Here is a 14036-nt window from a genome sequence, read left to right on the forward strand (position 1 = left end):
CAAGGATTATCGATCCTGCTTCTCAAGCAGCAAATAATAGTGTGCGAAATTCTCGAGCTCTTCTGGCTCAAGTATGGATAAGTGCTCTTCCAGCAGCAGCATCGACCGGTGTTGCGCTTCTTCCAGAACTCCTTGCCCCTTACCCGTTATCGTCACGATTACCGCCCGGCGGTCGTTCTCATCGGGAACGCGCGCAATCAGCTCCAGCAGTTCCAGACGGTCCAGCATTACCGTGACCGCACTGGATTTCACCTCCATTTTATCAGCCAGATGAATAACCCGTGCCTGTTTCTCCTGAGCAATCATATGCAACAGTCCGAACTGCGGAACCGTTAATCCTATTTCCTTATGCAGAGACATCTGCGACATTATTTTGCGCTGCACCTTCCACATGGATATGCCCACACGTTCGATCAACGGATTGATATCTTGCGTCATCCCTTCAGCTCCCAGTCCGTTTGTCTTATTCCAAGCGTACCATTATCTTGGCTATAGATTCAATGTTTTTCGTTTACATAAATCATCATTCTCCGACACAAAAATACTTTATTCTGGCTGATGCCTTGGCAGCAGCGATGCGCTATAATCGTAGCAGTGATAAGAACTCACTTAATATACTTAGAGTCAGGGCTGGTGATCATTTTTATGAAATTGGCAACAAAATTAACTTGGATGATGCTGATTGTACTGCTTCTGGTCGGATCATCCATTGGCTTCTTCGGTTATAATGCTGCTTACAAGCAAATCGATGAAGCCGCAGGAATTGAACTGGTAGGCTGTGCCAATATAACTACCGGCCTTATTGATCCCGCCGATATAGCTGCTCTGGCTGCAGGCGATACGAGCAAGTTAAGCGCCATTGAAGAACGCATAGGCTGGATTAATGAACATAAACCTATTTTTAAAGAAGCGTTCATCCTCTCGCTAGACGGCAAAGTGCTAGCCGCTGACGCCCGGTTCAAAGAACGAGGTTATAAAGCAGGAGACCCCTTCTATTTCTCCGATGAAGATAAAGAAATGATTACCACCATGAAGCATTCCGCATACTCCAAAGTATATACATATCAAGGAACCTCGCTTAAAACCGGCTACGGCCCCATTTATCAGGACCATGACCCTACCAAACCAATCATTGCTTTGATGGCTATTAACTTTGACGGCCCGCTGATTCAGACACGGACAATGGAAATTATTACTCAGCCCTTCATTATCGGGAGCTCGATTCTGATTGTGGCCATAATTGCCGCATATCTGATGATTCGCCGTATGGTGAACCCGCTCACCAAACTGTCCGCTTCCGTAAATACCGTAGCCAAAGGTGATCTTAGCCGGGAACCCCTACTCTTCAAGAGCAGAGATGAGATCGGGAAGCTGTCGAGCGATTTCAATGACATGACCCTGAATCTGCGCAATCTGATTACACAGGTTAATGATACCTCGATGCTGGTCGCCTCCTCCTCCCAGGAGCTCTCCGCCAGTGCGCAGGAGACCAACCGCGCCGGGGAACACAGCGTCAATGTTACCCTCGAATTGGCAGACGGTGCACATACGCAATTGCAGAACCTCGAAGGCAGCTACAAAGCCGTACAGGAAATGTCGCATTTCATTACCGAAATCGCCGACAATGCGGATAGCGCGATGAACAATGCCGCCATTAACGCCCAGAAAGCCCGGACAGGCCGGGAGTCTATGGATTTGACTACATCCCAGATGGGGATTGTGAGCGGAAGCATCTCCGATCTTTCCGGCATTATTCAAACGCTTGGCAGCCATTCCAAGGAGATCGAGAATATTGTCGGTACGATTGCCAGTATTGCCGAAGAAACGAATCTGTTATCCCTGAATGCAGCTATTGAAGCGGCGCGTGCCGGGGAAGAGGGCCGGGGATTCGCTGTTGTGGCAGGCTCTGTCCGCAAGCTGGCTGAACGTTCGGCGAGGTCTGCCGGCCAGATCGGTGAACTGGTCAGTCTGATTGTGAATCAGATGGACAAAGCCGGAGATACCATGAAACGTTCCACGGAAGAGATGCATCAAGGCAAAGAGATGATCATCGCTGCCGGACATTCCTTCTCAGAGATCGAGACCTCCGTCTCCGATATGTCTTCGCAGAGCCAGCAAATCTCGGCAACCGTCCGTGAGCTGGCGCTGATCTCCGATGGCCTTGTAACTGCAATTCAGAAGATTGTAGCCGTCTCTAACCAGACAGCTGAAGGTGCAGAGACCTTATCGGCCTCTTCCCAGGAACAGCTTGCCGCCATGGAGGAAGTAGAATCTTCCGCAGCCTTCCTCTCCTCCCTCGCCGAGAAGCTGCAGGTATTGGTCGAGAACTTTAAAATAGCCTCATAAAGCGGGGCCTGGCTTCGAGGATTACGCAGGTACTATCCGGTGACCCACGGCATATAAATTCTCCTCTTTCAAAAAAAGGCTGTCCCGAACGTGGAATGATCCACGGCCGGGACAGCCTTTTATTTCGAATGAATCTGCATGCATTATGCCGTATTCTCTATGAACCATTGGCCCAGTTCATTGACCGGCATCGGCCGGCCGTAGTAGAAGCCCTGCATCACTCTGCAGCCCAGGGATTGCAGCAGTTCAATCTGCTCTGTAGTCTCTACGCCTTCGGCAACAACCTCCATATTGAGATTGCTGGCTATGGCAATGATATTACTGATAATAGCTTTCTTGGAGTGCATCTTGCTCTTACGGATGAATACCTGATCAATCTTCAGTGTATTGACCGGAATCTCATCCAGATTACCCAGCGAAGAGAAGCCTGTCCCGAAATCATCCAGCGAGACTCTTACTCCGAGATTCCGCAGCTTGGAGAGCTGGGCAACCGTTTCTTCCATGTTGTTCATCGCAATGGACTCTGTAATCTCAAGCTCCAGGAAATGCGGCTCCAGGCCAGCACGCGACAGCGCTTCTTCCACCACATCGTACAGACTGCCGTTCTCAAACATCCGGGCCGACATGTTGATCGAAACTGCTACATTCGCCACCTTCGCCTTATGCCAGAGCATATTCTGTCCGCATACATCATGCAGCATCCAGTAGGTAATCGGCACAATCAGACCTGTCTCCTCGGCAATCGGAATGAATTCAGCCGGAGAGATGATTCCGTGCTCCGGATGTCTCCAGCGCAGCAGCGCTTCAAGACCTACGGTAACATTCATGAGTGAATCCCACTTGGGCTGATAGACAACCATGAACTCCGAGCGGGCCAGCGCCTTGCGCAGATCCTTCTCCAGCGACATCCGCCGTACCTGATGACGGTTCATTTCCAGATCAAACACACTGAACTTGTTCTTGCCCGAGTCCTTGGAGGTATATAGGGCTGTATCTGCAGCCTTCATTAGCGCCGAACGGTCCGTTCCATGGGCGGGAGTCATGCTGATCCCTACGCTGGCCGTTACATACAGTTCATTGCCTTCGATGCTATAAGACTTCTTAAGCTCCTGCAGAATATGCTGCGCTTCTTCCTCCGCTGCTCCAATCGTACAATCGGGCAGGGCAATCAGGAATTCATCGCCGCCCAGCCGGAAGACCTTGCCCTTCCCGCCTACACAACGGGTCAGCCGTTCGGATACTTCCCGCAGCAGCAGGTCGCCGATATCATGTCCGAGCGTATCATTAATGGATTTGAAGCGGTCCAGGTCGACGAAGAACACGGCTCCCGAGATACCTCCGAAGAAATCATCCTTGAAATAACGCTCCAGTCCATGCCGGTTCGGCAGTTCAGTAAGCGGATCGTGGTAAGCCATACGCTCCAGCACATGCCTGTCCAGAAAAACAGCTCCCCCGGAGAGTGCCAGCATAAACAGGGTAACCAGCGAAATGCCGGTCAGCAGAATGACATCCGCCTCCATGAGTACAGGCTTCGTGCCCAGCCAGTTGTCATACTGCAGATGGCTTGTTGTCAGACTGGTATAATGCATTCCGGTAACCGCAAGGGCGATGAACAGCGCTGAATACAGCTTCCAGCGGCTAAAGCCTCGATAATCCTTGAATTTGCGAAACATAAATACTCCGATGTAGGAGGCCAGCAGAGCAATCAGAACGGACAAGGCCTGGTCCTTAATTTCGTAATGAACCTTTGCCTCCATCTCCATGGAGGACATTCCGATATAATGCATGAGTGAGATGCCGCCGCCCAGTATGACACCCCCAATAAGAAACCGCCACATTCTCTGGCGGGAAGCCGTCGCTATCTGGAGTGCCGCATAACAGGACAACATACTGACGAGCAGGGACAGAACGGCTGTACCCGGATGGTAGCTGACCTTGAAAGGGAGATGGCTGGCCATAATGCCTACAAAATGCATGGCCCAAATTCCGCTTCCCAGCACGCAGGCACCAGAGAGCAGCCAGAGACGCCTGACCCGGCCAGTGGAATGGGAAACCTGCGAAATCAGATTAAGCGCAGAGTATGCCGCTGTTGCAGCAAGCGCAAAAGATAGTAAAACAATCCAAATATTATAGTGGATTCCCATTTGATCCATAGTTGACCTCTTCACCGGTTTTATTATCATCGTCGTTTTCAGTGTGAATCTCAAGTTAAAAATCAATATACGAATAGTAGATAAATGGAAGAGTGCATAGAGATTATAGGCGATCCCTGAAATATAACTTTAGCTGTATTTTACCTTGTATTTGGCAGACTGTCTAAGTAAATACTGGAACTTAGACCCTTTTTTTAGTGTCGGCAAAAAATGTCCATATTTGGCTTCAGCCCCCCGCGCGGAGGGTTGGAAGCCGGCTGCTGCCCGAATCCTCCGGCAGGAAGGCCCGGTGCCATATCCAGGCATTTGCAGCTGCCAGAATTACCAGATAGATGTATATTCCCGCGGGAATTAAGGTGAACACATAATGTATCCCGGCCAGTCCCGCCAGAACAAACAGCTGCACAAAAGCACTGCCGGTGAATTCCTTCCGCCGCGCTGCCTCATACTTCTCCGAGAACGGCAGCGCCCTGGGGAACAGAAGAAAGCACAGCACCGAATACAGCAGCAACGCAAGCAATACGGCGGCCATATCAGCAATAATCCTGGACCCGAACAAGCCGATGAATACGGCGGCCTCCAGAGTAAACAAAGGCACCAGCAGCTTAAGCACCACTGCCTTCAGCATCCCGCGGTATACCATAGCCGTTCCCGGCAAGGGGATTACTTTATAGATCCATGCGCCTTTGTAGCTGGTGGAGTAGCGGAGCATCTGTACCGCCGTCATCATCAGGAGAGCACTGTAATAGATAAACAGAAACGATCTGGAGCCTCTGATGGCTGCCAGGTCCCCGCTCCACACCTGATTGAAGATAAAGATAAAGGGCAGCACGAGGGACAAGCCTACAGTTGGATATACCCTAAGCTTGAATTCGCGCTCATGCTTCATCATCGACCAGGTGAAACGGAAGAACATCGCCTCTACCTTGTTGCGGCATGTTATCTCTGACAGCCTGCGGGATATCCGCCCGGTGCCCTGTCCTGAAGCGCCTTGTTCAGCCAGCTTCTGGAGACTGCGTTCAAACAGCGGCATCAGCCGGATATAGGCTGCAAACAACACGACAGGAGCTGCGAGAGCGAGTACGGCCAGGATAGTTAGATGCCTGCCTTCCGCTCCCCCAACCAGCAGCTCAAACGGAGCCCCGAACCAGACGGGAGGCAGCGCGAAGTGCCACCAGGCAGGAGTGAAATTCAGGCCGAACTCTGTGATATTGAACAGGCGCGATACGAGCTGAGCACCGACAGTTACGCCAACTGACAGAATAATCTGCACATAATTGATGATGTCCTTAAGCTTTTCACCGTCAAAAAACCTTAAAATCAGCAGATAGACCAGCGCAGTAAACACCAGAATGAAGCCGTCCATCAGGATGATCTCCGCAGCATACAGGAAGAAGAACAGCGCTCCGTGCCGGAATAACGAGAACAGAAGCGAGGGGCCGGTGAAGGTCAGGGTCAACGTGAGCAGATAGATCAGAATATGTATGCTTTTGGCCATGTTTAGCGTCCGGCGGTCCACCGGCTTGGAGAAGAGAATGTTTTTGTCCCGCAAATCCAGCATGACTGTCGAGAAATCCGATATCAGCGTCGTTGTGATCATGAACATCACTATGCTGAACATCAGGCTCATGGTCAGAATATAATTGTCTGCAGGTGCAACCAGCGCGATCAGCATCAGCCCGAGCAGCAGATACAGCCACTGTACCCGGAACGGAGAGCCTTCCATATTCAGCTTGGGTTCCTGCGTTCCCGAGAATATCGTTGGTGTCCGCCGGCCGTCCATCGTGAGCTTAACCTGAAGAATGCGGCGCAGTACGGCATAATCGGCTCCGAGCGCCTTAAATATCCATTGCATCCGGTCCAGCAGCTTCAATACAAAGAAATCACGCATGCGGCGCACCCTCTCCAATCACAGCAACGAACTCACTGGCGATATCCCTGTACTTGTCAAATCCGGTCAGCTGATTGAAAATCTCCTCAAGCGAGCCCTCCCGGCTCTGCTCCCGCAGCTGTGCGAAGGTTCCGTCCGCAACGATATCGCCCCCGTCCAGCAGAATAATCCGGCTGCTGATCTTCTCCACCACGTCCATAATATGCGAGGAATAAAAGATTGTTTTGCCCCTGGCCGCAAGTGTTGCAAAAATCTCCTTCACCACCATTACACTGTTGGCATCCAGACCGCTGAGCGGCTCGTCCAGGAACAGAATATCCGGGTCATGCAGCATGCTGGCAATCAGCAGCACCTTCTGCTTCATCCCTTTGGAGTAGGAGGCAATCCGCATATCGTAGGCCTTATTCAGGTTCAGCAGTCCCATCAGCTTCTCCGCCTTGAGCTCAGCATCCGCCTTCTTCATGCCATACAGCTCTCCGATAAACGTAAGATATTCCCGGGCTGACAGGCTGTCATACAGCTCTGCCACCTCCGGCACATAGCCGATTCTTCTTTTGTAGGCCGTGTCCCCGTCTGAGATATCTCTGCCAAAAATACGCACCGACCCGCTATAGCCCTCCACGAGCCCCAGCATGATCTTGACCGTGGTACTTTTGCCGGCGCCATTGGGTCCGATGTATCCGATAATCTGTCCCCGGTATACCTCCAGGTCAATTCCCCGCAGCACCATTCTGTCACTGTAATTCATCCATAGTCCTTCAATTGAAATGACCGGTTCTTCTGTATTACCCACTACCCTCTCTCCCTTCGGCATGCACATCCATCATCTTCATATTACGTTTTAGCTGTTATCCCTATTTTAGCAAATTTTAACACCAGTTACCTATGAGTTATCGCAATAAGTGCAGTGTAGGGGTAAACGTCAAATAACCCCACAAAGTGGGGCTTAAGCTTCGATGATGATACAGATACTTTGCAGAGAAAACATATCAATTCTTATATTTTCTCTAAGAGCAGCCCTCTGGCCGCCCTTAGAGAAAATGTTATCCTATCATTTACCGGGCAAGCAGGTTGTAGATCACCTGTGCCGCCTCGGCCCGTGTGGAGAATTCCAAAGGATGAATTCTGCCGTTGTCACCTTCTACTACACCGCGCTGCACCAGAGCCTGCAGAGCTTCTTGTGCGTAGCCGGCAACCTGCGGCGCATCGCTGTAGGTGGAGAGCGCCAGATCTGTCGTGGAGTCCGGCAGCTGACCCAGAACATTCAGCGCACGGTACAGCAGGGTGAACAGCTCCTGCCGTGTAATCTGGTTATCCGGCTTGAACTGGTTATCCCCGGAGCCCGTAGCAATGCCCAGACTCTTGGCAGCAGCCAGATAGCCGGAATAATAGGCTGTTCCTGCATCTGTAAAGTTTGCTCCGTTGCTGTCCGGTGCTATTCCGTAGGCCTTGAGCAGCAGGACAATGAATTGTCCTCTGGTTACTAAGGCGTTCGGACTGTAGCTGCTATTGTCCGTGCCGGAAGTGATGCCTCTGGCTGCCAGGAAGCTTACAGCATTGTTGTACCAGGCAGTATCAGCAATGTCAGCAAATGCAACCTTATTGTAGGCAATGATATATTGCGAGAAATGAGTGGTCACAAATTCGACTGCTGCGGTAGCTGCCTTGTACTTGCCCTGAACAACATCCAGGCCGCCTTCCTTGTTGATGTTATATACGATAATAGAATGTGCCTGTTCACCCGCCAGCGGTGTATAAGGAAGACTGATGTGCACCTTCCCGCCGCCGAAGACAGACACCTCGCTATCTCCTGCCCGTACAGTCAGATCATATACCGGTCTGTCTCCAAGTACTGATTTGCCTTCCTCAGTTAAAGACACCTTGGCAATTCTAATGAGTATTGCCCCGCTATCCGCAGCAGCACTGATGCCGGCTACAGCAGTAGAATCGAACGTAATCTGCCCGACGTTCAGAATATTAATCTTAAGACTGGCATTCGTGGCAGAGGCTGCTTCATTAAATGCACTTCGTGGAATGCTGAGCTCCGCTGTCTTGGTATTGGCATCTGCGGCAACGCTGATTTCCAGGACAGCCTTCTTGCCTGCGGCTTCTGCAGCCTTGGCACTGTTCACAAGGCCTGCAGCGGCTTCGGCAGAAATAGAAGCTGTTGTTACGCCTGTAGCTGTATCCGTTGTAGCAGTGGCGGCCGCCACTACAGTTACGGTATCCCCGGATGTCGTAGCAGATGGGGATGGGGCCGGACTGGCGCTAGCTACCGGCACAACCGGAGCTGCGCCGCCATTGCCCCCTCCTCCACTATTCGAACCGGTTGCCGGTGCATATGCCGGTACGACAACACTGGTATCCGGGCTTGCCTTGTAGCCGAGCTTAGCCGCTGCTCTGACATTATAGGTTCCGGCGGACAAGCCCGTAATTTCCTTGTCCGGGCCCGGTGTGTACGCAGAGGCCGTGGACAACTTATATTCAAGCGCTGTGGTGGTGCCCGTAATGGCTCCGTTCTTATTCTCGGATGAGGTTGGGGCAACACCTTTAAGGCCGGTTGGGGCTGCCTGTTCCTGAATATTGCCCGGAACCACCACTTTTGCTACCGGACTGGCTGTGTAGCCTTCTTTTGCCGGATATCTCAGATCGTACACTCCCGGGATTAAGCCCGTGGTTTCTCCCTCTCCCGCATAGACATAGGCAGTAACCGTGGACAGCTTGATCTGTAATTGACCGGTAGTGCCTGTGATCTTCCCGTCCTTGTTCTCCCAGGTTGTCGGCTTCACTCCCGTAAGTCCGGCAGGTGCCGCCTGTCTCTCCGTGAAGGCAGGAATTGTAATATTCGCCTCAGGGCTTGCCGGAATCTCTTCCTGGGCAATATATCTTACCTGATAGCTACCAGGTGTAAGATGGATAGGAGGTATATCCTTGGCATACGTATATTCCGTTACCGTTGTCAGCTTGTACTCCAGCAATTGCAGCTCCTCAGTACTCAGCGCCCCTCTTGCACCGCTGATCTGCCCATCCGTATTCGCTGCGGAGGTCGGCGGGAGTCCCTTCAACCCTGCCGGGGCTGCCTGCTCTCCGGGCAGCGGTACAACAACCTCTACTGCTTCTCCCGCAGCATAAGGTATAACAGTGGTTCCTGCAGGTTTAATGATAGGTCCCTGCGAACCCGTAGTCGCTTTATACCGTACCAGGTAAGTCCCCGGAACCAGGCCAGAAATGGTATCACCTGCGGCCGGCTGATATTCATAGACCGAATCCTGTACAGTCTTGTACTTGTATTCCAGCTGGTCATTGGCTCCTCTGATGGTGCCGTCTGCACTTCCATACAGCCCTGCAGGCACAGCCTCTAATCTGGAATACAGCGTGTTTAAAGCCTGGATTGCATTAGTATATCTGGCACCATCGGAATATCCGCTGCTTACATACTCCGGCTGGATATTCGTCCAGGAGTACATCAGCTCCACATGCCCAAGAATAGGGGCGCTTTCTCCGGCAGCATCCTTGTTATCTTTGTTGTAAGTAAAGAGATACGGCACCTGAAGTCTGTCGCCGGTGACCGTTTCGTTCAGATCATTCACATAGCTGATCACAGAGGGCTTAGCTGCCTGATTGTTCTCTGTCTTGATATTGGTAAGGTAGGTATTAACCAGATCAACATACAGATTGGCATACGGATGATTGCTCGTTCTGATCTGCAGCTCATTGTTATTATGAGGGTTGGCCCGCCCGCTTGTTCCGGTGTTATTGCCGGACTCCGCTACCGTCAGACCCGCATCAAGCTTCGTATCAAAGAAATAGATCTTGCTTATGTTATGGGCTATCGCCTGTTCATTAATATATTTGATGATGGCCTGGGTATTCGGGCACCATGAGCCCCCGAACAGCAGTGCATAGTTCCCGTCACTGGCCAAAATCTGCTGCAGCTGATGATAGGTTACATGCTCCAGCACAAGGTCCTTATCCTCCGGAGTAAAAATAATATTCCCGTTGTTCTCTCCGGCATAGTTGCGGTTGAACGCTGTTTTAATATACTCGGACTCATTAATCACACTATAGGCGGAGGCTGCTTCAAACACCTGACGCACAGAGGCCTTATAATCATTAACCTTGGCTGAGTCAAGCTGGCCGTCTGTCAGGAATTGCTCCCAGGACTTTCCGTCCTTCAGGTAAGAAACAACAGGCGCGCTGTTGCCCTGCGCATCCTTATGATCCTTGTTGTACAAGAACAGGAATGGGGAATCAATCTTGTTGGCAGTAACCGTCTCGCCGGCCGCATTCACATAACTGACATTGTGCTGCGGGTCTGCCTTGTCATACAGCGAAAGATTCTTCAAATACTTATTGACCAGATCCACATATTTATAGGCATACGGATTATTGCTGTCTGCAATATCAAGAGTGGCCCCGTCCAGCCTGGTATCAAAATTATAGATCACCGGCACATTAATGCCTGTTTCCTTGGCAACCTCATTGATAAATCCGATGTCCGCCTGTGTGTTCCCGCTCCAAGTACCGCCAACCAGTACGGCATAGGTACCCTCACTCTCAAACAGATTGGCGATATCTTCATATGTAGCCGTCTTATATACATGGTTACGGTCATTCAGCTTTGGATAATTCTCATAAAAATAATTATATGTGCTGACTGCTCCAGCGCCGCCCGCTGGCAGGATTGGCTCTGCAGCCGCCTTGCCGGGGATACCCGGCAAGACAAGGAGAGCAGACGCCAGCAGCGGTGCGAGGATTTTATTAAGTTTTTGCTGTGTTTTCATTAGTTGCACCTCAACTTTATCTTTTTTCTGTACTTTGCAATACCAGCCTGCCCGTCAGTTAGTAAGACGCGAAAATCTTAAGGGCAAACTTCCTCTACAGCAGCCGGGGCAGGGGCAGGAGCAGGATTGCTCACAGCAGGCGCCGGGGCTGAGGTATCAGCAGCTTGAGATGCGGAATTGCCGGAGGCTTGCGATGAGGATGTGCTGGCAGCCGGGGCTGAGGCCGGGGCGCTTGCACTCGCTTTGACCACCTCGGTTGTAGAGAACGTCACCTTCTTCGGAGCGGGCTGTTCGGTGGCCTGTGCCGGCGCTGGAGCGGCCGGAGCCGGGGCGGCCGTTTTAACTGGTGCGGCAGATGGTTGCACAGTCTCAGTCTTCGGCGCGGATGCCGTCTGCGGAGCGGCAGTTGCCTGCGGAGCGGCTGTGGCTTTGGGAGCCGCAGCCGTTTGGGCTTGGGCAGCTACAGCAGCGGCTGCCGTCTTGGCTGTAGCCTGCGGCTGTGTCTCTTTAGCCGCAGGAGCAGCAGTCGCCTTGGCTTCGGCTTGGACAACCTCTGCCGTCCCGGCGGATGCTGCCGCAACCGTCTTGCCGGCCTCAGGTGCGTAATTCACTGAGGCCGGTGCGGCAGAGGCTGCTGCCGTGGCTGCAACAATCGGCGCGGCTGCCGTCTCAGCCGTGTCTGTTGTTGCAGCAGCTGCCGCTTCAGGCTTAACAGGCTCTGCTGCAGGGGCTGCAGCAGTATCAGCTGGCGCCGGGGTTTCCACAACATTTGTGATTGTGCCTGCAGCAGCTGCCACTTCCACAACTAGGGGTTTTGCGGCTGCTTCAGCCTTGTTGTCCTGCTTGGCTGATACTGCCGCATATGTCAGTACTGAGAACACTACGGCTGCAGTAATTACGGATATAGTAAGCTTTTTCATAGAGGTAACCCTTCCTTTCATTTCGCCCTAGGCAGTTTTTGGGGAACTCAATTACTCATCACAAAAAGACTCAACAAGACACACTGTTTGCGTGCTCATTGAATCTCTGGCGGTCCAGTCGATTCTTCTTACGAATTGCTCTCCTTACAGCAGCGGTATCCCATCCCCCCCTATAGAATCAAAAAAGAGACTCAACAAAACGCATGGTTATGCGCTTCTGTTGAATCTCTGGCAGTCCAGTCGATTCCTGAATGACTTGCGGATAAGTTCCATATTATTCATACTGACATCCCTTGTCAATTAAAATTTTATTTATCCTATTTGTTTTATCGGATTAAATAAAATTAACATATTTATACATTGACAATCATAAAATTTGTCTATACATTTGATCTCATTATTCACATCAAAAAACTAGGCTTAGGGGGTCTATAACGGGAATGAACAACATCGACAACAATCTATTATCAGCCATTGAGACAAACTGGTATGGCTTCGTGGTTTCTATTTTTGTGTTTGGCATCCTGTATTTCCTGGCACGCAAACGGGTCGGCTTCGGCACCCGGGTCCTGGTCGGGCTCGGAATCGGGCTGCTGGCCGGAATCTTTTTTCAATATTTCGAATTCGAAACCAATGCCATTACTACCTTCGGCAGTATTTATGTCAGTCTGATCCGCATGCTCGTTGTGCCGCTCGTATTCATTCTGGTGCTCAATAGCATATCCTCACTAACAAATCTTGAATACCTGCGCAAGATCGGAATCAAGACCTTCGCCTGGTTCCTCGGAACAACCGGGATTGCTTCGGTCATCGGATTATCCGTAGCCCTGCTGTTCAATCCCGGAAAGGGCATCCAGCAGGCTGTGCCGGAGGGCTTCACCGCCCGTGAAATCCCCACATTCTCACAGGTTATTCTTGATCTCGTCCCATCCAATCCCGTTAATGAAGCAGCTACCGGCAAGGTTGTGCCACTGCTTATTTTCGCCATCTTCCTGGCGGTGGCCATTATCAAAATCGGCTCCAAAAAACCGGAGGCCGTTAAGCCTGTACGCGATCTTATCGAATCCCTGACCCTGGTGCTGCACCAGGTAGTCAAATTTGTAATCCGGTTAACGCCTTACGGCGTGTTCGCGCTGATTGCCGGAATTACGGCACGATATGGCTGGGAGACCCTTCAGGAGCTGGGCAGTGTCATTGTAACCTCTTATGTCGCATTGATTCTGCACTTTGTGCTGGTCTTTGGCGGACTCGTGCTGCTCGTGGTCAAAGTAAATCCTATCCGCTTCTTCCGCAAGGTCTACCCGACGCTAACCGTTGCATTCACCACCAGAAGCAGCTATGCTACACTTCCGGTGAATCTTGAGGTTATTACGAAACGTCTGCATGTCTCACCGCGGATTGCCAGCTTCGTTGCTCCGCTCGGCGCCTCTGTCAACTTCAATGGATGCGGGGGCGTATGGCCTGCTATTGTGGCTGTGTTTACGGCTCAGGTCTATGGAATTCAGCTTACCGGAACCGACTATGTCACACTGGTGCTGGTCAGTATCATCTCCTCCATCGGGGTAGCAGGAGTACCCGGACCGGCTGTAATCTCAACAACCGTCGTATTAACGGCACTCGGCCTGCCGCTGGAGGGGATAGCCATTGTTGCAGGAGTAGAAGCGCTTATCGATATGGGACGTACCGCTGTCAATGCTACCGGAACTGCCGTTACTGCCCTGCTGGTCGCCAACTCTGAAGGTGAATTCGACCGCGAAGCCTTCAACCGGGGCGATAACGAGGATGAAATTCTTCTTAACACAATATAAGTACTCAAGCAGATATAGGATAGCGTCAGATTTAAACTAGTGAAAAAACACTTGTGTGCAGTGACCCGATTACGATATATGCGGTATGCTTAATTGTACTTTGTACAACTAAATCGTCTGATTTACAAGGTATT

At 51.3% G+C, this 14036-nt stretch carries 8 protein-coding genes; 2 read left to right on the forward strand and 6 right to left on the reverse strand.

The features are described from left to right. Positions 1-6 precede the first annotated feature (6 nt). A complete protein-coding gene (locus tag NSU01_RS33570) occupies positions 7-438 on the reverse strand; it encodes a MarR family transcriptional regulator (protein WP_076247628.1) in 432 nt (143 codons plus the stop codon). 207 nt (positions 439-645) lie between these two features. Here NSU01_RS33570 and NSU01_RS33575 point away from each other — a divergent pair, with 207 nt between their 5' ends. Then, the gene (locus NSU01_RS33575) at positions 646-2346 is read left to right on the forward strand and encodes a methyl-accepting chemotaxis protein (protein WP_076247631.1); all 1701 of its coding nucleotides are present in this window, start codon (positions 646-648) and stop codon (positions 2344-2346) included. A gap of 143 nt (positions 2347-2489) precedes the next feature. On the opposite strand, the gene NSU01_RS33580 is transcribed toward NSU01_RS33575, so the two are convergent. The 5 genes from NSU01_RS33580 to NSU01_RS33600 all read right to left on the reverse strand — a co-directional run bounded on the left by NSU01_RS33580 (position 2490) and on the right by NSU01_RS33600 (position 12094). Next, the gene (locus tag NSU01_RS33580; protein WP_076247632.1) at positions 2490-4499 is read right to left on the reverse strand and encodes an EAL domain-containing protein; all 2010 of its coding nucleotides are present in this window, start codon (positions 4497-4499) and stop codon (positions 2490-2492) included. A 226-nt stretch (positions 4500-4725) separates the two neighbouring features. Then, positions 4726-6390, reverse strand: a complete 1665-nt coding sequence (locus NSU01_RS33585; RefSeq protein ID WP_076247634.1) for a hypothetical protein — start codon at positions 6388-6390, stop codon at positions 4726-4728. Continuing rightward, positions 6383-7138 carry an ABC transporter ATP-binding protein gene (locus NSU01_RS33590; protein WP_231575454.1) on the reverse strand — a complete coding sequence of 252 codons (756 nt, stop codon included), beginning with the start codon at positions 7136-7138 and terminating at the stop codon, positions 6383-6385. The genes NSU01_RS33585 and NSU01_RS33590 overlap by 8 nt, the downstream gene beginning before the upstream one ends. Positions 7139-7445: 307 nt before the next feature. Beyond that, positions 7446-11174: an S-layer homology domain-containing protein gene (locus tag NSU01_RS33595; protein WP_076247636.1), complete on the reverse strand. Its 3729-nt coding sequence runs from the start codon at positions 11172-11174 to the stop codon at positions 7446-7448. A gap of 77 nt (positions 11175-11251) precedes the next feature. Further along, positions 11252-12094, reverse strand: a complete 843-nt coding sequence (locus NSU01_RS33600; protein WP_076247638.1) for a hypothetical protein — start codon at positions 12092-12094, stop codon at positions 11252-11254. A gap of 440 nt (positions 12095-12534) precedes the next feature. On the opposite strand from NSU01_RS33600, the gene NSU01_RS33605 reads away from it, so the two are divergent. After that, positions 12535-13902, forward strand: a complete 1368-nt coding sequence (locus tag NSU01_RS33605) for a dicarboxylate/amino acid:cation symporter (RefSeq protein WP_171720733.1) — start codon at positions 12535-12537, stop codon at positions 13900-13902. Positions 13903-14036 lie beyond the last annotated feature (134 nt).

The organism is Paenibacillus sp. FSL H8-0259 (assembly GCF_037963255.1).
Taxonomy (GTDB): domain Bacteria; phylum Bacillota; class Bacilli; order Paenibacillales; family Paenibacillaceae; genus Paenibacillus_AQ; species Paenibacillus_AQ phytohabitans.

Coding starts and splice junctions, on each gene's coding strand:
- NSU01_RS33570 (WP_076247628.1), bottom strand. CDS start 438: ATGACGCAAGATATCAATCCGTTGATCGAACGTGTGGGCATATCCATG.
- NSU01_RS33575 (WP_076247631.1), top strand. CDS start 646: ATGAAATTGGCAACAAAATTAACTTGGATGATGCTGATTGTACTGCTT.
- NSU01_RS33580 (WP_076247632.1), bottom strand. CDS start 4,499: ATGGATCAAATGGGAATCCACTATAATATTTGGATTGTTTTACTATCT.
- NSU01_RS33585 (WP_076247634.1), bottom strand. CDS start 6,390: ATGCGTGATTTCTTTGTATTGAAGCTGCTGGACCGGATGCAATGGATA.
- NSU01_RS33590 (WP_231575454.1), bottom strand. CDS start 7,138: ATGAATTACAGTGACAGAATGGTGCTGCGGGGAATTGACCTGGAGGTA.
- NSU01_RS33595 (WP_076247636.1), bottom strand. CDS start 11,174: ATGAAAACACAGCAAAAACTTAATAAAATCCTCGCACCGCTGCTGGCG.
- NSU01_RS33600 (WP_076247638.1), bottom strand. CDS start 12,094: ATGAAAAAGCTTACTATATCCGTAATTACTGCAGCCGTAGTGTTCTCA.
- NSU01_RS33605 (WP_171720733.1), top strand. CDS start 12,535: ATGAACAACATCGACAACAATCTATTATCAGCCATTGAGACAAACTGG.